This window comes from Pantoea sp. JZ29, assembly GCF_035190385.1.
GTDB lineage: Bacteria > Pseudomonadota > Gammaproteobacteria > Enterobacterales > Enterobacteriaceae > Pantoea > Pantoea stewartii.
Map to the genome: position 1 here is coordinate 2,850,108 of NZ_CP045241.1, position 21,037 is coordinate 2,871,144.

Below are 21,037 nucleotides of genomic sequence, written 5' to 3' on the forward strand. Positions count from 1 at the left end.
CTTTCGTGTGCTTAATACAAACCCGCTTATCTTAATGGATAATTCGGCTTTCCGACAGCATATGCACAACAATGTTCCCGATAATCATCTACTCGCGAGGTGATTTTAGGACAATTAAACGTTACGGGCTCAACTGAGATTCAACTGATAGTATACTCTGTTATCTCCAGCTAGAATTTCCCTCCAACATAAAACGGTTTCAGGGCGAAACCGCCTAAAACGTACTAACGAACTGGAACTTTATGAGTACAAAAAAACCTGAGCGTGAATATTTTCTCGACTCCATTCGGGCCTGTTTGATGTTGTTAGGCGTGCCGTTTCACGTCTCCCTGATCTATTCGTCTCAGTCATGGGCCGTCAACAGCCACGATGCCTCACTGTGGCTCACTACCCTCAATGATTTTATTCATTCGTTTCGTATGCAGGTGTTCTTTGTTATCTCGGGCTACTTCTCTTATATGCTCTATCTGCGCTATCAGCCTCAGCGCTTTCTGAAAGTCCGCTTAGAGCGCGTCGGGATTCCGATGCTCACCGCGGTTCCGCTGATCACGCTGCCGCAGTTCTTTATGCTGAAAGCCTGGACACCAAAGCTGTCGAACTGGAACAATTTATCGCTGTATGACAAGTACAATACGCTGATGTGGGAGTTGATCTCGCACCTGTGGTTTTTGCTGGTGCTGGTGCTGCTTACCACACTGGGCATGCTCACCTTCCGCTGGCTACGCGATCAGCAGCGCAATATTGACTACCAACGTGTCGGCTGGACAAAGCTGGCTCTGGGGCTGTTATTGTGGGCCGTGCTCTGGGGAGCAGTACGGCGGGCGATTTTTTATGCCCACCCTTCCCTGTTGGGCGATGCGCTGTTTAACTTTGCCGTTATGCAGTGTCTGTTCTTCCTGCCGTTTTTTATGCTGGGTGCCCTCAGCTGGAAACATCAGGCGCTGAAAACGCTGTTTGTCCGGGCAAACCCGCTGCTGTACGTCGGGGCCGTCGTAATGCTGGTCGCCTACATTGCAAACCAACGGCTGAACAGTGGCGAAGGCTGGCTGTATGAAACCGACGCGCTGATCAGCAGCATGATGGGGCTTTGCATGCTGAACGTTTGTTACAGTCTGGGTCATAAATGGCTGAATTCTCACTCTCCTCAGATCATGTACCTGGTCAATGCCTCCCTGTTCATTTACCTGGTGCATCACCCTTTGACCCTGCTGTACGGAATTTTTATGACGCCGCATCTGCACAACAACACGTTTGGCTTTTTTCTGGGCCTCTTAATGGTGTTTGGTGCCTCCTTCATTTTGTATGAGTTGCACCTGCGCATTCCTCTGCTGCGCTTTCTGTTCTCCGGTAAACCGCAAAAGCGTTAAGGTAAAGGCGACCATCCGGGTCGCCTTTTTTATTACAGTAGCCACTCAATAGGCAGCCGCCAGACCAGCCGGACCTGCAGACGTTGCCACCAGCTACAGCCGGGCTCATGCTTATGCACAACCTGCTGCGCTTCGCCCGGATATTCCAGCCAGTTTACCCGGCCCCACTTATCCAGTTGCAATGTCCAGGCTCTGTCACGCATGGATTCACTAAAGCGCCGGTGGGTTTCCGTGGCCAGGGTTTCACTTTCGATCACCAGTCCCATCTCCGTGTTCAACACGGCGGAACGCGGATCAAAGTTAAACGAGCCAATAAAAAGGATGGCTTCGTCTACCGAGAAGGTTTTCGCATGCAGGCTTGAGCCAGAATTCCCGGTTAACCCGCGATCGTGCGGCGCATCGTTTACGCCCGCCTGCGGCTTTAACTCATACAGCGCGATGCCATGACGCAGGAGCTTTTTGCGCCACTTGGCATAACCGGCATGCACAACAGAAACATCGTTCGCTGCCAGAGAGTTCGTCAGAATCGCAATTTTCACGCCTTTACGCTTTAGCGACAATAACTGCGCCACGCCCGCGCGGGTGGGAACAAAGTAGGCGGAAATGATATCAAACTGACGCTGGGGTGAACCGATGACCTCCAGCATGCGCTGGGGCAGAAGCGATTTGCGACGGGCTTTACCCAGCCCCTTGCGCGGATCGTCACTCAACAGCCGGGCTTTTGCCCAGACAAACGGTAAGCTGTCCTGCGTCAGTTGCTGAATCAGTGGCGAATGGCTCAGTCGCTTCAGATAGTGCTGAACGCCCTCGTTCTCACGCCATTCGGGAGGCAGAACGACCTCAGGATGTGCCGTCACGTCCTGTTCCAGCACATCGTCCAAAGGGGAAACCGGTTTACTGTGCCAGTAGCGTTCAAAATCCTCCGCCACTTCCTTGACCACGGTTCCAATTGCCAGCACGTCGAGATCGGCAAACAGCGGTTCGTTACCTGTCCCAAAGTATTCATCGCCAATGTTGCGCCCACCCACCACCGTGGTGATGCCATCGGCGGTAAAGCTTTTATTGTGCATACGACGATTGAGGCGTGCAAAATCAGTGAGGTAACCCAAGGCGCGCAACGTGCGAAAGGAAAAGGGGTTGAACAGTCTGACGGTAATATTTGGATGATGATTAAGCTGCGCCAGCGTATCGTCCAGCCCTGGCGTATTGTTATCATCGAGCAGGAGCCGGACTTTCACGCCGCGATTGGCTGCATCCAGCATGGCGCTGAACAGGAGCCGACCAGACATGTCGTTTTGCCAGATATAGTATTGAATATCCAGCGTCTTTGTCGCTTTTTCCATCAGCAGGTAACGGGCAGCAAAGGCATCCAGCCCGTCACTCAGCGGATGAATACCGCTTAGCCCCGGATGACGCAGCCCGGGCGGAACAAGCCGTTGCTCAAGCCAACTCTGGCTCGGTGCAGGCTGGGGAAGATTAAACGCTTCGGTCATGGAGAGTCCCTGAATCTTACGGTCATTTATTATTATTCCTTCGCGCGGCACGGGATGCCAGTCGCGGTTGCTCAGCAGCAAGACTGAAGGCAATGTTTTTTAGTCTAGACTTACTCCAACGATCTGTGACCGACATTTGTCCGGCAGGAGAGGAATATGCGCAACCAGCCTATCACTGACGATCACGTACACCATCAACCCCGTCTGTTTCAAAGCTTTTTTCAGGGCAGTTTTCCCTGCTCTACCGCCTGCCGCACGCCAGGTAAGCGCCTGGATATGGTGATCAGCAGTGGCCACGATATGTTGTTCAGAAAAGACTATGCCGCGCTGGTCGATTTGCATCTGTTGACCGCACGTGACGGTGCGCGCTGGCATCTGATTGAGAAAACGCCAGGCCAGTACGACTGGCGTAGCTTTTTACCCATGGTCGATGCGGCGCGGGATCAACAGTTGCAGGTCATCTGGGAGCTGGCCCATTTTGGCTATCCGGACCATCTCACTATCTGGAAAGCCAGCTTTGTCGATCATTTTGAACGTTATGCCCGTGCGATGGCGACATTGCTGCGCGATCGGGGAATCGAACAGCCCTTTTTTACCCCGATTAACCAAATATCGTTCTGGTCCTGGGCGGGTGCGGAGGTGGCCTGGTTTAATCCTCACGTCAGTCAGCGCGGAAAAGAGTTAAAACGGCAACTGGTCCGTGCCTCTCTGGCGGCGATACAGGCGATTCGCGACGTGATTCCCGCGGCGCGATTTGTCCTTACCGATCCGCTGGTACAGATTGCCCATCATCCTGATAACCCCGACAGTAAACCCGGGGCCGATGCCCAACATCAGGCTCAGTTTGAGGCCTGGGATATGCTGGCCGGTCGCCTTGATAAGGAACTGGGCGGGCGCGAAGAGTATCTGGATATTCTGGGTCTGAATTATTACCCCGATAACCACTGGTATTTTCCCGATCAGCCCATGGACAGGGACGATCCCGTACGGGCCCCACTCCACCTGTTACTGGCCCAGTACTGGCAACGCTATCAGCGCCCCATGTTAATCGCTGAGACGGGCGCAGAAGGCGAGGCACGGGCCCCTTGGCTGCAGGAAGTCAGTGAAAATGTTATGGTCGCGCTGGATCAGGGTATCGCGATGGAAGGGATTTCTCTGTACCCGGTGGTTGAGTATCCGGCCTGGGCCGATGACAGACGGTCGCCAGGCTCACTGTTAGGGCTGGCCGATCCGAACGGCAACCGAACGGTACACGAGAATCTGGCACTGGTACTACGAAGCCAGCAGATTAAACTCAGTCAGCGCGTTCAGCGTTGACCGGTCGGCGGTTTAGGATAGCAGGTTTGTGCATCGACATGGTCGACGGGCGTGGTAAGACGGCTGTCGTTAAACCATGTCATCAGAAACAGAAAGGTGACACCAATCAGGCAAGCCGTCAGCAGCCCAATAATCGCAATCAGTTTATCATCGCGCGATTCCATCCCTCACTCCTTTCAGGTCCGGTTGATAAACACTAGCTCATCCAAAGCGTGACGATCAGAACGAAAATTATAAGCGTTACCGACGTCACTGCAAGCACCACAATCGCGAAGTGCGCATCGGCAAGCGGCTGAGCCACGGGTTCCTCATGCTCTTCTGGTGGGTGGGGTAAGAACATGCTCTTCCTGGTCAAAACGGCATAATGGGGCGATAGTGCGCGACAGTGTAAAACAAACCCGTCGCGTTAGCCGTGATTTTACAAAACAGACCGCTGGCAAACTGATGGGCGACGATTACGGCCCCCTGGCGTCAGCCTGATGCCGTGCCCCACTCTGGTTTTCGCCCGACCAGCCCCCGCCGAGTGCACTGTATAACGCGATTTGGGCCTGCAACAGATTATTCTTTACCGTTACCAGATTTAGCTGCGTGGCAAACAGGGTGCGTTGCGCATCCAGTTCGTCCAGATAAGAAGCATAGCCATTTTGATAGCGATTCGTTGCAATACGCAGTGCCTCGGCGACAAACTGCTCTTGCTTCTGGAGCGCTTCACGCTGTGCTTCACCCTGGCGAATGGCATCCAGCGCGTTATTGACTTCGGAGAACGCGTTTCTTACCACTTTCTCATAGGTGTAAAGTGCCTGATTGCGAGAAGCCATAGCGACATCGACCTGGGCGGTCAATGCTTCACGGTTCAGCAACGGTGCCAGAATACTGCCCCCTACGCTCCAGAGGCGGAACGGATCGTCCACCAGCTGATGCAAAACGGAACGCTGTAACGTGCCCGACGCTGTCAGATTAATTCCCGGCAGTAACTTCGCCTTTGACGCAGCCAGGCTGGCATCGGCGGCCAGCAGCTGGCGCTGCGCCTGGACGATATCCGGGCGACGATTCAGTAAGGCTGACGGCAAAATGCCCGGTATCGTCTGTGGCATCAGGACAGTAAAGTCGCGGTGACGGGCCACCTCCCGAGGGTTCATGCCGACTAAAATACTGAGCGCGTTTTCCTGCTGAGCAATCTGATGCTGTAACTGCGGCACCTGGGCTTGCGCGGACTGATACTCCGATGAGGCCTGCATCCACTCCAGCCGGGACGTATAACCTGTTTCAAACTGACGCTGCGCCAGTCGGAGCGAGTTACGCCGTATGGCCAGCGTCGCTTCGGTCACGCGCAGTTGTTCATCCAGCGCGCAGAGCGTCATATAACCCGATGCAACGGAACTGGCGATGGTCAGTTCTGCGGCCGACGCGGCCGCCTGCTGCGCCTCCAGCGTGGCGCGGGTGGCATCAATCGTATCGGCCCGTGCGCCCCACAAATCGACATTGTAACTGGCCTGAAGCTGCCCCTGAAAAACGGAGGTTTCATAAGGCTGCCCGGTCACAGCCGACAGGGCACGTTGACGCGTTGCCGCAACCCCGCCACTGAGCGTGGGAAAGTTATCGCCCTCAGCGCCACGCAGTTGCGCACGATATTGATCCACCCGCGAACGGGCTATCAAAATATCGGGATTATGCTGTAATGCCTGCTCCACCAGTCGGTTCAGATCCCGATCGCCAAACGCCTGCCACCAGGCCGCCTCTGGCGGCGCGGAAGGCCCAACCTGTTCGCGCCATTGTGACGGAATGGGTAACGAGGCCGGGGCTTTCTCAACCTGGGTGCTGCACCCTGCTAACAGGGCGGCCAGCATGCCTGCCACTAACCGAGCGCCCTTCATGGTGCGGTCTCACTGACTGGTGAGGCCGCCGTATCAATACTGACCTCGACTGACATGCCGGGCCGTAACTGTTGCTGCACCTCCGGCGCGACGTCAATGCGTACGGGAATACGCTGGGCGATTTTCACAAAGTTACCGGTCGCGTTATCCGGTGAGATAGCGCTGAATTCTGAGCCTGCCGCTGGCGAGATATCGGCAACGCGACCGTCGAAACGTTTACCATCCAGCGCATCGACACGAATCGTCACCGGCAACCCCACGCGGATATGCGCAAGCTGGGTTTCTTTATAGTTTGCGATGATCCACTTATGTGCAGGCACCACGGAGGTCAGGCGCGTCCCGGCCGTCACATAGGCGCCTTTACGCACCGATAACTGCCCTAACTGACCCGCATCGGGTGATATGATACGGGTGTTTGCCAGGTCGATTTCAGCCAGCTCCAGCGCCGCCTGCGCACTGGCAACGTCCGCCTCCAGCGACGCCCGGTTTACGATCACCGTTTGCAGATTTTGCTGAGCGACTGCAACCTGGGCTTCTGCCTGATGAAGCTGAGCCAGCCCCTGCGCGTTCGCTGCGCGTGCGGCATCCCGCTCACGCACGGAGAGCGAACCATCCGCGGCCAGATTCTCTACCCGCTTCAGATCCAGGCCACTTTTCACCGCCTGCGCTCTGGCGTTTTCCAGAGCGGCTTTGTTGCTCTGGATCGTGGCCTGCGCGCTAAGACGCTGCTGTTGATTGTTGCTCAGAGCGGCCTGCTTCATGGCCAGTTGTGCCTGCGCCTGATGCACTCGCTGGCGATAAATACGATCGTCAATCGTCATCAGCACCTGACCTTTTTTGACCGGCTGCAGATCGGCCACGTTCACAGCAGTCAGATATCCGCTCACCTGCGGGCTGATAAAGGTGACCTGGCCGCGTACATAGGCGTTTTCCGTGCTCTGGACCGGACTGGTAAAAGGCCATAGCTGCCAGGCATACAGAATAACCAGCACACCAATGACCGCAATGCCGCTCCCCAGGGCGATGGAGAGAATACGACGACGATTCGCCCGATCGCGTTCTGCTGCCTGAAGTTCATCCTGCTGACTCATACTTACTCCGTTCGTTCTTGTGCGGCGGCGAGCTGACGCTGCTCTGCCAGATGAAATTTGGCCTGTCGCCAGTCAAGGTAGCGTCGACGTGTTAAACGCCATAACACCCACATCAGCGTAACCAGCGCCAGAGTTGCGGTCAGCAGATAGGTGTCGTTGTAGGCCAGGACGTTCGCCTGCAGGGTGGCGACGGACTGAAGCTGGCTGGTGCTTTGGGCACTCAATAATGCGCTATCGCCAATCTGGCTGCTAAAGAGCCCACCATATTGCGTAAGCCGATCGCTGACGTTGGGATCCAGTAACGATAATTGATCGCCGAGCAGGCTGGAGTGATATTTTTCACGCCAGACCTGAAAGGTTCCCAGAATCGCGGATCCGATTAAACCGCCCAGGTTTTGGCTCATGCCGAACAGGACCACGAAACTGACCAGATTTTTAGGCTGCGTGACGACGCTGCCAATTCCCATCAGCATGGCCGGCGCCATGAAAAAGGCACTGCCGAACCCCAGCAGAAACTGACTCAGGTACATATTGTTCGCGCGCGTGACCGGGCTGGATTGCGCATCCATCAGTGAGGCGATAATCATGACGACCAGCGATGCGACGATCGGCCAGTTAAGATGGGTAGGCTTGATAGTCAGCGCGCTGGCGGCAATGCCCGCCACCACACCGGCCATGATGGCAAGCGCCAGGCCGTGCATTTGATCATTCTGTAATCCAATCTGCTGCAGGAAGCCGACTGCCCCCGTATTCTGCTCTGCCAGTACGATGCGAATCATGATCATCACAATGCCTAAACGCACGATCATTCCACTGCTGAGCCAGCGCGTGTTAATGAGTGGATTGCGGCGATTGTGCTCAATCACAAAGGCACTGACGATCAGCACCAGCGCCAGGGCTGAACAGATCCCCAGCCAGGGCGTACTGAACCACCACTCAATACGGCCCAGCGACAGCACGCCACACAGCAACGCCATGCCCGGAGCCAGCAGGATAAACGTCAGGAAATCCATCTTTTCAAAAGCTTTAATACGATCGCCCGGCGGCAGCTTAACCACCAGCACCGCCCCTAATGCAATCAGCGCTAACCCCAGCTCAAACAGATACAGCCCTCGCCACTCGTCCAGTTGTAGCAACTCACTGGAGAACAGGCGCGCCAGCGGAATAGCGAGCTGTGAGGCGGTGAGACCAATGACCAGCGCTTTTAAGCGATGCCTGGCAGGCCAGGCCTGAACCTGGTAATAAATGCCCAGCGAGCTTAGCGCCGCACCGACCATGCCATGGGCCGTGCGCACGATAATCGCTGAACTCAGATCGTTGGCAAACAGATGGAAAAAGGCGACCAGGACGTACAGCACCAAAAACGCTTCGGTAAATACGCGTAAACCAAACTGCTGGCGAAATTTTACCAACAGCAGGTTGATGGAGATGTTCCCCATCACATACACCGCGGGCAGCCAGGCAATTTCGTTGGAATAAGCCGCGAAGGTGCCTTGCAGATTGGTCAGATTAGCCGTAACCAGCGCATTACTTAACGCGCCGGTCAGCGAGATCAGCAACCCTATCAGCCCAAAGGCAACACGCTTGGGTGGGGAATGGATTGGCGTCGAAGGCGAGCCCGGCAGCATGGGTTTTTCATGAGGCAACCATTCACGCGCAGCGTAGGGATTGCGCCGGGCCATACTTACATACTTCCCATTCGGGTCAGCAGCGTTTGTAAAACGCGCTCTACCAGGGCGATTTCCTGAGGATCAATATCCGCCAGCAGTTGCGTGCGCAGCGCATCGGCCTGCGTCTTTACTTTTGCGAACGCTTCATTGCCCTTCTCGGTCAGCACCAGATGACGCTTGCGGCGATCTTCGGCGGGCTGGACCCGGGATAACAGGTCCTGTTTCACCAGGCGATCCACCAACGGCACCATACTCGCATCTTCCAGGCCCATTAACTGCGCCAGTTCGGTTTGCGTGAGGCGTTGAGGTTCACTGGCGATAAGCCCTATCGCCATCCAGCTACTGGTGCTCAGACCGCTGTCTTTAAGATGGCGGTCAACGGCCAGGCGCCAGGCATGGGCGGTCAGGTGCAGCAGGTGGGTAAAGGTACGGTTAGATGACATTTATAAGTAGCTGCCTAATGATTAGAGTTCTAATTAATTGATTAAGTTATTATACGCAAAGCAAAATGCGAAAGAAAAGCATCTGTACTGTTAAATACTGGATAACAACGTCAAAATGTCCAGTCATGATCCTGCTGTCAACACCTCGGGGAGGACAAAAGCGTGAACACCTCCACCCATAACTGGGTCGATCTGCGCCGCGACGCGCGTAGCGGCATCGAAGCGATACGGGCGCATTTTACCGGACATGCTTACGATCCTCACTGGCATGACAGTTACTTAATTGGCGTGACGGAGCAAGGCGTGCAGCAGTTCCACTCCCGTCAGAAACGTCATCGGAGCCGACCGGGCACGGTCTTTATGTTGGAACCTGAAGAGCTTCACGATGGCGATGCCATTGATGCACAGGGCTTTACCTACCGCATGCTCTATCTGTCACCTCATCATCTGCACCAGCAGTTTGCACCTGGCTGTCTGGACAGTGCGCCCGGCAGTGAACTGCGTTTTGCCACCACGCTTCAGGATGAGAAATGGCTCTCCTGGGCGGTCTGGCACGCCTTCGACGCGCTCTGGCACAATCACCCGCAGTTAATCAAAGATGCGGCGCTGGAGCGGCTATTCCGCCATCTTCGTCACTTGCCTGTCTGGCGCAATACGCGGCCGGATGTGGCACCGACACTGGCCCATCAGGCACGAGACTGGCTTATTGCTTACCACGTCGATAACCCCGGCATTGCCCAGATGGCACAGGCGCTGAACGTGGATCGTTTTCGGCTTTCCCGCCTGTTCCAGCAGCAGTGGGGCCTGCCGCCCCACGCCTGGTTGATACAGTGGCGGCTCAGTCAGGCACGCCGACGGCTGGCTATGGGCCATTTACCCGCTGAGGTGGCTGCCGATCTTGGCTTTGCAGACCAGAGTCATCTGGGGCGCTGGTTTAAACGCGCCTGCCAGCTGACGCCTGCACGTTACCAGCAACTGTGCACAAATCTTCCAGACGCTGATCACTAGCCTTGCCACAATGGCATTTTGTGTCAGGAGAAGATAATGAGCGACTTACGATGTGTCATGATTTTGAACAGTGCGTTACCGGCCGGCAAAGCCACCAATGCTGCCGCCGTTATCGCTCTGACGCTGGGAAAACGTCATCCCAGTCTGGTCGGTGAAGACCTGGAAGATGCGACAACGCAGCGCTATCCGGGGCTCATCCCCGTTGGCATTCCTGTCCTGGGGGCCGATAGTGCACAACTCAGCACCGTGTGGCACCAGAGTGAACAGACAGACTGTGACATTGTGGTCTTTCCCGAGCAGGGTCAGTCAACCACCGACTACCAGGCCTTCAGTGACACGATGAAGACGCTGCCCGCCCCGGAATGGCGCCTGCTTGGGATGGCGATAGTGGGCGACAAAAAAGCGGTTCGCAAACTCACTGCAAAACTCAACCTGTTTAGTTAACCCTCCCGGGAAAGCACGCTGCTTTCCCGTCGGCCTGGCCCGCTTGTACACATTTCCTGTACAGGAAAGCGACAAACAAAATTCTTAACATCCTAATTGTTAAGGATTAGCATTTTATGCTTAATAATCTACTTGTACAAATAAACTTTAATTGTATAACTTTACATACAACGAGTTGTGATCACGACTCTGTAACGAATGATGCATCTGCGTCGCCTCTGAAGGTGTAATGGATTTCCACCCTCAGAGGTTTCTTTTTTGATTTTGATGACCTGCTTGTTGAGTTTGGCGCCATTGTATTTTTATGCGATGGCTTTTAGGTCTGTTTGTCGCGCACTCTACCGGGTAGCCGACTTTTTCAAAGGCTGACACATGCAAAACACACTGCCCCAAACGGATAAAGAGATCGCGGATTACTTCACCGCTGCGGCGACTAAACCCGACAGCGATATGGAGATTCTTGGTCTCGTTGTCGCGGAAATCTTACAGTCAGGTATGGCCGTCAATAATAAAGCCATTATTTCTAAATTGATTCATCGCCTCGAGCTGGAGCGCGACGAAGTCTCACTGGACGTTTATCGTCATCTGCTTGAGATGGTGGTGTATAAAACGCCAGACGACCTGACGGTATAATCCTTTCTCCATGGATGGAGTCATTTCGCTTTTTCTGGCTTCTTCTCTGAGCTGTCGGTAACATTCGCCCTTCACCAAATCCTGTCTTCCTTGCCTTTCGCGCAAGCTTAAAATAAAAGAGCCTGTTTACACTATGAATCAACAACATGATGTCGCCACAACAGCCGTTGTGGAAAACGATGTCAGTGTCGGCCGCGTCTTACGCTCGCCTGCACTGCTGACGCGAGAATGCCTGGCCGGCGTGATCACGGCGCTGGCGCTTATTCCGGAAGTGATCTCGTTTTCGGTCATCGCCGGTGTCGATCCGAAGGTCAGCCTGGTGGCCTCTGTCGTACTCTGCCTGACGCTGTCTTTGCTTGGCGGCCGCCCTGCCATGGTAACCGCCGCAGCGGGTTCGGTTGCGCTGGTGATTGGGCCTATGGTCCATGTGCATGGCGTGGCCTATATTCTTCCTGCCGTTGTAATGGCCGGGATCATTCAGATTCTGTTCGGCGTGACAGGTATGTCACGTGCGATGCGTTATATTCCCCGTTCGGTCATGATCGGCTTTGTGAATGCGCTTGGCGTTTTAATTTTCTTTGCTCAGGTCCCGCATGTCTGGGGACAATCGCCGCTGGTGTGGGCACTCTTCGCCGTGACGCTGGCCATCGTGCTGCTCCTGCCCCGCGTGCTGAAAAGTGTGCCCTCTCCCTTAGTGGCCATCGTGGTCGTGACCGCCGTGGCGCTGGCGATGGGCTATCGCGTCCCGACGGTGGGTGATGAAGGCCCCATGAGCGCAGGTCTGCCAGACTTTACGGCACTGACCGTTCCGCTCAACTGGCAGACCTTATCCATCGTCTGGCCCACCGCGCTGAGCGTGGCGTTTGTAGGACTAATGGAATCGCTACTGACCGCCAAGCTGGTGGATGACCTTACAGATACGCCGTCCAGCAAACGTCGCGAATCCTGGGGGCTGGGTATAGGTAATATTTTGGCCGGTTTTTACGGTGGTATCGCCGGATGCGCCATGATCGGACAGACCATTGTCAACGTGGAACTGGGTAAAGCACGTAGCCGGGTTTCAACGGTTGCCGCCGCCCTCGTGCTGTTACTGCTGGTGACGGGCCTGAGCCACATCATGGCGCAGATCCCGATGGTGGTGCTGGCCGGCATCATGATGATTGTCGCCGTCAAGACGGTCAACTGGCACAGTTTGCAGCCCGCGACGCTGAAACGGATGCCCTGGTCAGAAACGCTGGTCATGCTGTTAACGGTAGGTATTACCGTGTTAACCAGTAACCTGGCGCTGGGGGTGCTGGCGGGGGTAGTGGTGGCAATGATGTTGTTTGCCCGGCGCGTCGCGCATGTGATTCATGCGGAAAGAACGTTGAGTGAGGACGGACAGTCTGTGCGCTACGATGTTCGCGGACCGCTGTTTTTTGCCAGCAGCAACGATTTGTTTGAGCACTTCGATTACGCACATGACCCTAAATCTGTCACCATTGATTTAACGCACGCACAGATATGGGATGCCTCCACCGTCGCTGCACTGGATGGTATCGAATACCGTTATCAGCGTCATGGTGCCAGCGTCACCATTGAAGGGCTGGATATGCGCAGCAGCGATTTTCATCGCCGCCTGAGCGGTAATCTGAGCTGAGACACTGGCCTGCTGCGGCACGCAGCAGGCCCCTCTTACGCCTGCTGTCGCCGTGCCCGATAGCGCGCGACCATCGTTATTAATGCCTGGTATAACAGGCCAGCATAAAGACTCATCAAAACAGCCAGGCCAATTTCTTTGCCCTGCGCCTGCCATGACATAAACCACATGAAGACGCCCCATAACACTGAAAAAATCAGCCAGCCGCGGACGAATTTCAAAATGCCATTCATAAACGCCACTCCTCTTTTGTGATGCGCTACTTTAGCTGGCGTTGAAACAAAAAACCGGATTAAACGCGCGAGATGAGAAGTATCTCAAAAAACGGATAGAGGGCGTAATCGCTTCGCTTTTCTGCTTTACCCCCGTTATGTTTAGTAACAGCTAACTACAATTAGCTTACTGTTAATTTCACAAGGGAAATAGCATGAATCGTCGTCTGACTTTTTTCGCTGCTGTTGTCGCTGCCTCAACATTGACCGCGTGCGCACCGCCACCACCGGGCCCCGGCTGCGCGCCACCCCCACCGCCACACGATCATCGCCCGCCGCCGCCTCCGCCGCCACCCCCGGGTCAGGCACTGGCCCCACCACCGGCAGGCACCGTTGCACCACCGCCGCCTGCAACCGGGCAGCAACCGCCACCACCGCCCGCCCGCACCTGGTGATCTCCTGAAATCGCCTCACCTTTCATTTAGCCTGCCTGAGTCGTTCATATATCAGGCAGGCTGAATGCGTTTAGCTGTCCGTGATACTGGGGTAAAGGACTACTGAGGTTTTTGTGGATGTTGATCGATGCGCTTTACGTGTACCAGTTCTGCCAGGGTGATTGCCGGGCGAAGTAATAACTGAAGGCTCCCCACGACAAATAACCATGTTCCACCTGTCATCAGCGAGTCGAAGAAAAACAGGATGCTGCCCGTCAGGAACCATACTGCGATAAAGAGATCGTTGAGCGCGCCAAGAGCGCGGTAACGTCGAGCGATGATGATATGATCTGAACCCACAGTGATTTCTGCTTTGTTTCCCGGCACGGCTTGCCCTTTTCTGAATAATGAAATGACTGCAGACAAGATTAGTACACAGAGAAGAAAGGTAACCTGCTGGCCTCAGCCTGTCCGCCACAGTAACCCCGCCGCGGGGGAAAAAGTCGTATCCGACCATAAGAACATATCGTTTAACGCCTGCCAAAACATCTTCACGCCATTTTTATGTTGATTGTCAGGGAACACACTGCCATTGCTCAAACGACGGATAAGCGCTTAAAGGCACCATCAAGTCTCAGGGACACCTGGTCTGAATCTGACTCTGCCGCTTCTGCCAGCACGATCAATCTCGCAAAAGAATAGCGACACGCTGTAAAAGTCAGTCAACGGGATAAGAACAGAGCACGTTGCCCGCCTTTCGCACCAAAGACTGTCGGCAATATAAAGGTTTATTTTTTACAGCGGCTAAAGCCTGGCGCGGGATTGCCGATAGTAAGGAAGTAATTGTTAGAACCTTACATTAATAGCCAATTTTGCTATGCCCACATCCGAGTGGGCTTTTTTATGACTGCAACATACACATCGTGCCTTTTACTGATTAAAAGTTATTCACTTGTATCTAAAAACCCCATTCACTGTATGCTTGCCGGGTCAGCGCATGCTGACAACTGGATTTTCCCTTGTAACGATTTCTGCCTGTGTAACGCAGGCTTTTTTAATGAACGGATTGAACCGCTTAAAATCCGCAGCCTTCTCAATCTGCCTCCTTTTCCTCGCGTTTATTTTGGCCTTGAATGTATTGGTCAAAGGTAATCCATTCCGTTTTGATCGAGAAACGGCAATGATGCGTGACAGGACTGCCCGTAGCCAAAGGCGAAAATACCAGGCAATGCCGTCTGTCACCGTCATATCTGTCAAAACGGGGATAGAGAGCATAGTCAAAACTGTTACTGGTTTTGCTACTGTCACCCACATTCAGGACGAGCGCTTTCGGTAATCGATATCATGCTGCCTGTACCCGTAAAGTGTCTCTTTCTCAGTCTACCGGGCTTGTTTCCACTCATCGTGCAGACGTCATCTTGATGCATTTGCTGGATTGCCAGACGTGGCATGTTATAAAAAACAGCGTCAGGTCAGCACAGGAGGAGACAAACGGCAAAGGGAGAAAGGGGTTTAACAGGAGCCTGAGACCAGAATCAGAAATGACATAGCAGGAAGGGCTTATAAAAACAAAAAACCGCCCAAAGAGGCGGCTTAAACGACATTGCTACGACTTGATTTTATGGGTGTTTCAATATGGTGCCCGGGGCGGGACTTGAACCCGCACGACCTTACGATCGAGGGATTTTAAATCCCTTGTGTCTACCGATTTCACCACCCGGGCGAGGTATAACTGGAGGCGCGTCCCGGAGTCGAACCGAGGTACACGGATTTGCAATCCGCTGCATAGCCACTCTGCCAACGCGCCTAAAACCGATTTGCCGCCAGGATTGCCTGGCCAGCGAATTTGGAGCGGGAAACGAGACTCGAACTCGCGACCCCGACCTTGGCAAGGTCGTGCTCTACCAACTGAGCTATTCCCGCATCATCTTACCGTTCAGATAACTCGCTGCTGAAGGGTCAGACTTTACTACGCTTTATCGAACTTACTGATTTTTCTTAGCTTCTGCAGCTGTGCTGCCGTTCGATGCGATGCATTCTACTGAGATGACGCGGTGAGTCAATAAAATTATCCCCACATTGCGTCCGTTTGCTGCTTTTTGAATCGCATCGATCACGGTTCGAGCAAATCGCCTCTGGCAGCGCTTAAATACTGGAACATGGACCAGAACGTCAGCACCGCGGCAATGTACAGCGCGACCACGCCAACACCGACCACCATACTGTCCGGACGCCACAGCAGAGCAAAAAGCGAAAACATCTGCGCGGTGGTTTTCACTTTACCGATCCAGGAAACCGCAACGCTGCTCCGTTTACCTATCTCTGCCATCCACTCACGCAGGGCTGAAATAATAATTTCACGGGCGATCATCGTGGCAGCGGGCAGCGTGATCCACCAGGCATGGAAATATTCCGCAACCAGTACCAAAGCAATGGCCACCATCACCTTATCCGCCACCGGATCGAGAAACGCACCAAAGCGGGTTGTCTGCTTCCAGCGGCGAGCCAGGAAGCCATCGAACCAGTCGGTCACGGCGGCAACAACGAAAATCAACGCGGTAACAAAGGGCGCCCAGTGGAAAGGCAGATAGAAAGCCAGCACAAAGAACGGAATAAGAACGACGCGAAACAGGGTAAGACAGGTCGGAATGTTAAATTGCATATGCTGGTAACTGTCTGGATTGGGTGGTGTTTAACGTATGTTCCTACATTGCCCCCCCTGTTTCAATGCTAGTGTTTCAACGAGTAGTAGATTTTTTCCGCCAGCGCATGCGATATACCGGGCACATTGGCGATCTCCTCGACCGACGCATTCATCAACGGTTGCAGGCCGCCCATGTACTTGAGCAACTGCTGTCGCCGTTTTGGTCCCACGCCCTCGATACTTTCCAGTGCGCTGGTGTTTTTGACTTTGGCCCGTTTTTTACGGTGCCCTGAAATTGCATGATTGTGAGCGTCATCACGAATATGCTGAATGACATGAAGCGCTGGCGCATCGGGTGACAGAGAAACGCCCTCGCCTTCTGGCTCGAAAAATAAGGTTTCCAGACCGGCTTTACGATCGGTCCCCTTTGCAACGCCCAGCAAAATGGGGCGGGATTTATCCCAGGGCACGTCCAGCTCTGCAAACACCTGTTTTGCCTGTGCCAGCTGACCTTTGCCCCCATCTATCAGGATCACATCGGGAATTTTTTCTTCTTCAATCGCTTTGCCATAACGTCGGCGTAGCACCTGATTCATGGCCGCATAGTCATCGCCGGGTGTGATGCCGGTAATGTTATAACGGCGGTAGTCAGCGCGAAGCGGGCCGTTTTGATCAAACACGACGCAGGAAGCGATGGTTTGTTCACCCATGGTATGACTGATGTCAAAACACTCCATGCGGCCAATCTTCTCCAGTTTGAGAAATTCGGCCAACGCGGTGAGGCGCTGATGAATCGTGGAATGCTGCGACAGACGCGTTTTTAATGCCGAACCGGCATTGGTCCGAGCCAGCTTGAGGTAACGCGCGCGATCGCCGCGGGGTTTACTTTGAATGTTTACCCGTCGACCGGCTAATTCTGTCAATGAGTCTGCTAGCAACTCACGTTCGGGCAAAGTGAAATCGAGTAAAATCTCGCTGGGCAAGGTGCGCATTTCGCTGCCCTGCAAATAGAACTGTCCGACGAAGGTCTGGACGACTTCAGCCAGGTCCGTATCCGCGGGCACTTTGGGAAAATAGCTTCGGCTTCCCAGTACTTTCCCCTGGCGGATAAACAGAACGTGCAAACATGCCATTCCGGCGTCATAGGCAACGCCAATCACATCCAGATCGTCGCCCTGATTAGAGACAAACTGCTTCTCGGTAATGCGTCTGACGGCCTGAATCTGATCGCGCAGCCGGGCCGCGTCTTCGAAGCGCAGTGACTGACTGGCTTCTTCCATGCGCGTCACCAGCAGATTCAGCACCTGATCGTCTTTGCCTGCTAAAAACAGTCTGACGTAATCTGTCTGCTGGGCGTATTCCTCCTCACTGACCAACCCTGCCACGCAAGGGCCAAGACAGCGGCCAATCTGGTACTGCAAACAGGGGCGCGTGCGGTTGCGGTAAACGCTGTTTTCACATTGCCGTATCGGAAAGACCTTTTGCAGCAACGCCAGCGTTTCTCTTACCGCATAACCATTAGGAAACGGACCGAAATACTCCCCTTTGGCGTGCTTAGCGCCCCGGTGCATTGCAAGACGCGGGTGTGTGTCGCCACTCAGAAAAATGTAGGGGTAGGATTTATCGTCACGCAACAGAACGTTATAGCGCGGTTGATAAAGCTTGATGTAATTATGCTCAAGCAACAACGCTTCGGTTTCAGTGTGGGTTACGGTGACATCAATGTGATGGATGTTACTTACCAGCGCTTCGGTTTTTCGGCTACCCACCTGGGTGCGAAAGTAGCTTGTCAGTCGCTTTTTCAGATCTTTCGCTTTGCCGACATAGATAACCGTTCCGGACACATCGTACATCCGGTAAACACCTGGCTCGCTGGTGACCGTACTGAGAAAATTTTTGGGATTAAAGAGGTCACTCACTACTGATTAACGGCTCCGCATTGAACAGGCCATGTCTGATGGCCAGATGCGTTAACTCTACGTCGCCACTGATATTCAGCTTACTGAACATTCTGTAGCGGTAGCTGTTAACGGTTTTAGGACTGAGATTCAGCTGCTCGGAAATTTCCGTCACCTTTTGTCCTTTGGTGATCATCAGCATAATCTGCAATTCCCTTTCCGACAAACAGCTGAAGAGAGATTCGGCTTTTTGCGGCTCAATCTGGCTTAACGCCATTTGCTGAGCAATGTCCGAGGCAATGTAGCGTTGGCCGGCCTTAACCGAACGAATCGCGTTCACCACTTCCTGCGGCGCGGCACCTTTACTCAGATAACCTGCCGCACCGGCCTGCATCACTTTGGCAGGCAGCGGGTTTTCAGTGTGAATCGTCAGCATAATAATTTTGATATCCGGGTTGTAGCGCACGATTTTGCGCGTGGCTTCCAGCCCACCGATACCCGGCATATTCATGTCCATTAAGATGACGTCAACCTGATTAGCCCGACACCACTTAACTGCATCTTCGCCACAACACGCTTCGCCAGCGATCACCAGACCTTTGATATCTTCAAGAATACGGCGGATGCCGGCACGTACCAGCTCATGGTCATCGACAAGAAGGACAGTGATCAACGCGAAGCACTCCGCAGCTAATAAAGAGGTAGCATTTAACGATTGCAAGCGGCAATCATACCTGTTTTTGCATTAAAAGCACAGATACAAAGTGGCAGGTCAGATCGCGTCAGTGTTTTATCTTCATGCAACCTGGCTCTGTTCTTGTTTACGCCTGCAGGAACAGACATGACAGCCTGTATAATGTAAAAAAAATGTTTTATCAAACAGTTACAACAATCAGACGATATTGTATTTATGAGATTTTTACCAAACTGCGACGCTCTCGTCAGCTACTATTCACATCCGTGATTAATTAATATGACTGAACTGACATGGTTAAACAGCCTGCGTTGCCCACGCTAACAGCAAGTGGTCTTTCGTGTGATATACTCACCGATTGCTGCGCGTAAAGATTGTAGAGACGATGTTAATCACCAAGGAGAAATTCATGAGCGATGAAGATTTCGCTACCTCGCAGGAAACGCAAAAATTATCTGATGAAGTGGCTTGCCTTAAGATGATGATTACTTTGATCCTGAAAGGGATGGGCCAGGCTGATGCCGGAAAAGTAATCATTAATATGGAACGTTATGTGAAAACACTGGGCGAAAAGCCGCAGGCAGACGTGTTCAGTAACACCATTAAACAAATCAAAGCGGCTTATCGCCAGTAATGGCTTGTGCTGCCCCCGCCCGGGGGCAGCGCGCTAACCGTTCGAATGCCAGTTAACGGACACGCCGAGTGAAGGCAGCACCTCTTCCGGGCTGAAACGCCGCGTACCACGGTATTTCTCTGCCAGCGCAGGTTGACTGACGGGGATACGGATGGCAAAGAGATTATCCTCTGAGAGAATTAAACCCGGCGTCAGAGGTTCATAGACGACCTGATGTTCTTCAAACATTTTTTCCAGCATCGGCGTAGCCGAACTGATAATGCATTCAATGCCGTTCAGCTCCGCCAGCTGTACCGCATGCCACAGAATATTGAGCGGTAGCTCAGGATCCACTTCCAGTCGTGCAGAGAAGCGGGACATTTCCCAGACCTTTTCATGATCGAACGGCAAAACAATGCCTTCCGTTTGCTCGGGTTCCGTCCAGGGCATCAGGCGGGCGCAGCCGCTAATGCCGCTTCGCACGCTCCAGGCGATTAACCAGGTCACATCAGAGCGGTCATACCGGTCATATTCTTGCCCTGGTGTACTCAGACGCGGTGGAATCGACCAGCCTTCACCCCGCGCAAACACGCTGTAACGGTAGCTGCCAAGTTCGGCAAGCAAAGAGGATGGCATATCCTTTAACTGCGTTTGAACTATTTTCATCATGCGCCTCTGACATCCCCATGTTTGCAATGATTTCTTTGCGCCTGCCAAAAGCGCACCCGCGCAGGGTAGAGAAGTCCCTTCAGGTAAGGAACTACTAAAGTTGGCAGTTGCTTTTCTTTTAAATCACACCAATTGCTGCGGCATAGCAGGCAATCTGCGTTTTATTGGAAACATTAAAACGTTTTTTCATATTTTTTTGGTAAAAATTTACGGTGTGTTCAGAAATCGACAAAATAAGTGAAATTTCCTGAGAGGTTTTTCCCTCTGCGGTCCATTTCAAAATTTCCAGCTCACGCTGGCTGAAATCATTTCCCTGAACCATCAGCGCTTCATCATTGAGGCGTTCAAGTAAGCACAAGCTTTGCTCGGCGAGGAAGTGCAACTTTACCTCCAGCTCCACTTGCCGACAGTCAGTAATAAAGGGACGATGCGAACCTATAGATAATATACCAACGGCTCGATTTGACGCCATTGCAGAACAAGAAAATCCGCTCAGCAGCCCAAAATTACCCGCTTCTTGCCACATTTCCTTCGCCGAGCAAAAGAGTTCAGGTGTCCATTCCACCCCTTTTCCAGCACGCAGGCAGCGCTGCAACACGGGGTCAATGGCATAATAATTCCGTTCCTTATAACGTTTAATCCACGCTTCGGGGTAAGTATCATGCAAATAAACTCGCGGACGCGTAAAAGGAACGCGATGCTGGATAAAAAAAGCGAAAAAATCGAAGCCCAGTGACTGGATATAATCCTGTAAAAGCCCCTTTAATTGCGGAGCTGCCGTTAATACCTGAAAGTGCTGTTCGACATTTTCACGCCAGGAAAAATAATCTTCACCTATCATATTGCCTCAAATTCAACAACTTGCCGGGTATTTCTGATTAACACGTTATGTAA

General features: G+C 53.3%; 22 protein-coding genes and 3 tRNA genes. 8 read left to right on the forward strand and 17 right to left on the reverse strand.

Going from position 1 to position 21,037, the window contains the following annotated elements; all coding sequences use genetic code 11:
* The first annotated feature begins 242 nt into the window (after positions 1–242).
* On the forward strand, positions 243–1,367 hold the full coding sequence (mdoC, locus tag GC090_RS13260) for a glucans biosynthesis protein MdoC (protein WP_033737578.1): 1,125 nt from the start codon (positions 243–245) through the stop codon (positions 1,365–1,367).
* A 32-nt stretch (positions 1,368–1,399) separates the two neighbouring features.
* Here mdoC and GC090_RS13265 read toward each other — a convergent pair whose 3' ends face one another.
* Entirely contained in the window at positions 1,400–2,860 is a 1,461-nt protein-coding gene (locus tag GC090_RS13265) for a phospholipase D family protein (protein ID WP_033737579.1), read from the reverse strand.
* 156 nt (positions 2,861–3,016) lie between these two features.
* On the opposite strand from GC090_RS13265, the gene GC090_RS13270 reads away from it, so the two are divergent.
* Positions 3,017–4,177: a glycoside hydrolase family 1 protein gene (locus tag GC090_RS13270; RefSeq protein WP_324020052.1), complete on the forward strand. Its 1,161-nt coding sequence runs from the start codon at positions 3,017–3,019 to the stop codon at positions 4,175–4,177.
* Here GC090_RS13270 and GC090_RS13275 read toward each other — a convergent pair.
* From GC090_RS13275 to GC090_RS13300, 6 genes are all read right to left on the reverse strand, one after another.
* The gene (locus GC090_RS13275; RefSeq protein WP_006118789.1) at positions 4,168–4,341 is read right to left on the reverse strand and encodes a hypothetical protein; all 174 of its coding nucleotides are present in this window, start codon (positions 4,339–4,341) and stop codon (positions 4,168–4,170) included. The genes GC090_RS13270 and GC090_RS13275 overlap by 10 nt on opposite strands.
* 32 nt (positions 4,342–4,373) lie before the next feature.
* A complete protein-coding gene (locus GC090_RS13280; protein WP_006118788.1) occupies positions 4,374–4,517 on the reverse strand; it encodes a hypothetical protein in 144 nt (47 codons plus the stop codon).
* A gap of 115 nt (positions 4,518–4,632) precedes the next feature.
* Positions 4,633–6,051 (reverse strand): efflux transporter outer membrane subunit, encoded by a 1,419-nt coding sequence (locus tag GC090_RS13285; protein WP_058701402.1) that lies wholly within the window; start codon positions 6,049–6,051, stop codon positions 4,633–4,635.
* Positions 6,048–7,142: an HlyD family secretion protein gene (locus tag GC090_RS13290; protein ID WP_033737581.1), complete on the reverse strand. Its 1,095-nt coding sequence runs from the start codon at positions 7,140–7,142 to the stop codon at positions 6,048–6,050. The genes GC090_RS13285 and GC090_RS13290 overlap by 4 nt, the downstream gene beginning before the upstream one ends.
* Before the next feature lie 2 nt (positions 7,143–7,144).
* Complete coding sequence (locus GC090_RS13295) at positions 7,145–8,824, reverse strand: MFS transporter (protein ID WP_110267697.1); 1,680 nt, start codon at positions 8,822–8,824, stop codon at positions 7,145–7,147.
* A 2-nt stretch (positions 8,825–8,826) separates the two neighbouring features.
* The gene (locus tag GC090_RS13300) at positions 8,827–9,255 is read right to left on the reverse strand and encodes a MarR family winged helix-turn-helix transcriptional regulator (protein WP_033737583.1); all 429 of its coding nucleotides are present in this window, start codon (positions 9,253–9,255) and stop codon (positions 8,827–8,829) included.
* A gap of 162 nt (positions 9,256–9,417) precedes the next feature.
* On the opposite strand from GC090_RS13300, the gene GC090_RS13305 reads away from it, so the two are divergent.
* The 4 genes from GC090_RS13305 to GC090_RS13320 all read left to right on the forward strand — a co-directional run bounded on the left by GC090_RS13305 (position 9,418) and on the right by GC090_RS13320 (position 12,979).
* A complete protein-coding gene (locus GC090_RS13305) occupies positions 9,418–10,263 on the forward strand; it encodes an AraC family transcriptional regulator (RefSeq protein WP_324020056.1) in 846 nt (281 codons plus the stop codon).
* Positions 10,264–10,299: 36 nt separating this feature from the next.
* Positions 10,300–10,707 (forward strand): PTH2-like family protein, encoded by a 408-nt coding sequence (locus tag GC090_RS13310; protein ID WP_110267699.1) that lies wholly within the window; start codon positions 10,300–10,302, stop codon positions 10,705–10,707.
* A 372-nt stretch (positions 10,708–11,079) separates the two neighbouring features.
* Complete coding sequence (locus GC090_RS13315) at positions 11,080–11,340, forward strand: biofilm/acid-resistance regulator YmgB/AriR (RefSeq protein WP_033737586.1); 261 nt, start codon at positions 11,080–11,082, stop codon at positions 11,338–11,340.
* 133 nt (positions 11,341–11,473) lie between these two features.
* Entirely contained in the window at positions 11,474–12,979 is a 1,506-nt protein-coding gene (locus GC090_RS13320) for a SulP family inorganic anion transporter (protein ID WP_162286212.1), read from the forward strand.
* A gap of 35 nt (positions 12,980–13,014) precedes the next feature.
* On the opposite strand, the gene GC090_RS13325 is transcribed toward GC090_RS13320, so the two are convergent.
* Together GC090_RS13325 and GC090_RS13330 are read right to left on the reverse strand one after the other, a co-directional pair.
* Complete coding sequence (locus tag GC090_RS13325; protein WP_006118780.1) at positions 13,015–13,212, reverse strand: DUF6404 family protein; 198 nt, start codon at positions 13,210–13,212, stop codon at positions 13,015–13,017.
* A gap of 533 nt (positions 13,213–13,745) precedes the next feature.
* Entirely contained in the window at positions 13,746–14,051 is a 306-nt protein-coding gene (locus GC090_RS13330) for a YrhK family protein (protein WP_324020060.1), read from the reverse strand.
* A gap of 571 nt (positions 14,052–14,622) precedes the next feature.
* Between GC090_RS13330 and GC090_RS13335 the strand changes: the two genes are divergently transcribed.
* Positions 14,623–14,961: a hypothetical protein gene (locus GC090_RS13335; RefSeq protein ID WP_324020062.1), complete on the forward strand. Its 339-nt coding sequence runs from the start codon at positions 14,623–14,625 to the stop codon at positions 14,959–14,961.
* Between the two features lie 300 nt (positions 14,962–15,261).
* Here GC090_RS13335 and GC090_RS13340 read toward each other — a convergent pair.
* From GC090_RS13340 to uvrY, 6 genes are all read right to left on the reverse strand, one after another.
* Positions 15,262–15,348 (reverse strand) — tRNA-Leu (locus tag GC090_RS13340).
* A gap of 10 nt (positions 15,349–15,358) precedes the next feature.
* Positions 15,359–15,432: transfer RNA gene (locus tag GC090_RS13345), tRNA-Cys, on the reverse strand.
* Between the two features lie 40 nt (positions 15,433–15,472).
* Positions 15,473–15,548, reverse strand: a tRNA-Gly gene (locus GC090_RS13350).
* Positions 15,549–15,738: 190 nt separating this feature from the next.
* Positions 15,739–16,287 (reverse strand): CDP-diacylglycerol--glycerol-3-phosphate 3-phosphatidyltransferase, encoded by a 549-nt coding sequence (gene pgsA, locus GC090_RS13355; RefSeq protein ID WP_006118776.1) that lies wholly within the window; start codon positions 16,285–16,287, stop codon positions 15,739–15,741.
* Between the two features lie 68 nt (positions 16,288–16,355).
* Positions 16,356–18,188 carry an excinuclease ABC subunit UvrC gene (gene uvrC, locus GC090_RS13360; protein WP_058707584.1) on the reverse strand — a complete coding sequence of 611 codons (1,833 nt, stop codon included), beginning with the start codon at positions 18,186–18,188 and terminating at the stop codon, positions 16,356–16,358.
* Positions 18,181–18,840 (reverse strand): UvrY/SirA/GacA family response regulator transcription factor, encoded by a 660-nt coding sequence (gene uvrY, locus GC090_RS13365; RefSeq protein ID WP_324020065.1) that lies wholly within the window; start codon positions 18,838–18,840, stop codon positions 18,181–18,183. Before uvrY ends, uvrC begins: the two co-directional genes overlap by 8 nt.
* A gap of 430 nt (positions 18,841–19,270) precedes the next feature.
* Between uvrY and GC090_RS13370 the strand changes: the two genes are divergently transcribed.
* Positions 19,271–19,495 (forward strand): DUF2594 family protein, encoded by a 225-nt coding sequence (locus GC090_RS13370; protein ID WP_006118773.1) that lies wholly within the window; start codon positions 19,271–19,273, stop codon positions 19,493–19,495.
* 33 nt (positions 19,496–19,528) lie between these two features.
* Here GC090_RS13370 and GC090_RS13375 read toward each other — a convergent pair whose 3' ends face one another.
* Together GC090_RS13375 and sdiA are read right to left on the reverse strand one after the other, a co-directional pair.
* Entirely contained in the window at positions 19,529–20,140 is a 612-nt protein-coding gene (locus tag GC090_RS13375) for an acyl-homoserine-lactone synthase (RefSeq protein WP_006118772.1), read from the reverse strand.
* 121 nt (positions 20,141–20,261) lie between these two features.
* Positions 20,262–20,984: an autoinducer binding domain-containing protein gene (gene sdiA, locus GC090_RS13380; RefSeq protein WP_033737592.1), complete on the reverse strand. Its 723-nt coding sequence runs from the start codon at positions 20,982–20,984 to the stop codon at positions 20,262–20,264.
* Positions 20,985–21,037 lie beyond the last annotated feature (53 nt).

Coding starts and splice junctions, on each gene's coding strand:
- sdiA (WP_033737592.1), bottom strand. CDS start 20,984: ATGATAGGTGAAGATTATTTTTCCTGGCGTGAAAATGTCGAACAGCAC.
- GC090_RS13315 (WP_033737586.1), top strand. CDS start 11,080: ATGCAAAACACACTGCCCCAAACGGATAAAGAGATCGCGGATTACTTC.
- mdoC (WP_033737578.1), top strand. CDS start 243: ATGAGTACAAAAAAACCTGAGCGTGAATATTTTCTCGACTCCATTCGG.
- GC090_RS13280 (WP_006118788.1), bottom strand. CDS start 4,517: ATGTTCTTACCCCACCCACCAGAAGAGCATGAGGAACCCGTGGCTCAG.
- GC090_RS13320 (WP_162286212.1), top strand. CDS start 11,474: ATGAATCAACAACATGATGTCGCCACAACAGCCGTTGTGGAAAACGAT.
- pgsA (WP_006118776.1), bottom strand. CDS start 16,287: ATGCAATTTAACATTCCGACCTGTCTTACCCTGTTTCGCGTCGTTCTT.
- GC090_RS13325 (WP_006118780.1), bottom strand. CDS start 13,212: ATGAATGGCATTTTGAAATTCGTCCGCGGCTGGCTGATTTTTTCAGTG.
- GC090_RS13290 (WP_033737581.1), bottom strand. CDS start 7,142: ATGAGTCAGCAGGATGAACTTCAGGCAGCAGAACGCGATCGGGCGAAT.
- GC090_RS13375 (WP_006118772.1), bottom strand. CDS start 20,140: ATGAAAATAGTTCAAACGCAGTTAAAGGATATGCCATCCTCTTTGCTT.
- GC090_RS13370 (WP_006118773.1), top strand. CDS start 19,271: ATGAGCGATGAAGATTTCGCTACCTCGCAGGAAACGCAAAAATTATCT.
- GC090_RS13295 (WP_110267697.1), bottom strand. CDS start 8,824: ATGGCCCGGCGCAATCCCTACGCTGCGCGTGAATGGTTGCCTCATGAA.
- GC090_RS13275 (WP_006118789.1), bottom strand. CDS start 4,341: ATGGAATCGCGCGATGATAAACTGATTGCGATTATTGGGCTGCTGACG.
- GC090_RS13270 (WP_324020052.1), top strand. CDS start 3,017: ATGCGCAACCAGCCTATCACTGACGATCACGTACACCATCAACCCCGT.
- GC090_RS13335 (WP_324020062.1), top strand. CDS start 14,623: ATGCTGACAACTGGATTTTCCCTTGTAACGATTTCTGCCTGTGTAACG.
- GC090_RS13300 (WP_033737583.1), bottom strand. CDS start 9,255: ATGTCATCTAACCGTACCTTTACCCACCTGCTGCACCTGACCGCCCAT.
- GC090_RS13265 (WP_033737579.1), bottom strand. CDS start 2,860: ATGACCGAAGCGTTTAATCTTCCCCAGCCTGCACCGAGCCAGAGTTGG.
- GC090_RS13310 (WP_110267699.1), top strand. CDS start 10,300: ATGAGCGACTTACGATGTGTCATGATTTTGAACAGTGCGTTACCGGCC.
- GC090_RS13285 (WP_058701402.1), bottom strand. CDS start 6,051: ATGAAGGGCGCTCGGTTAGTGGCAGGCATGCTGGCCGCCCTGTTAGCA.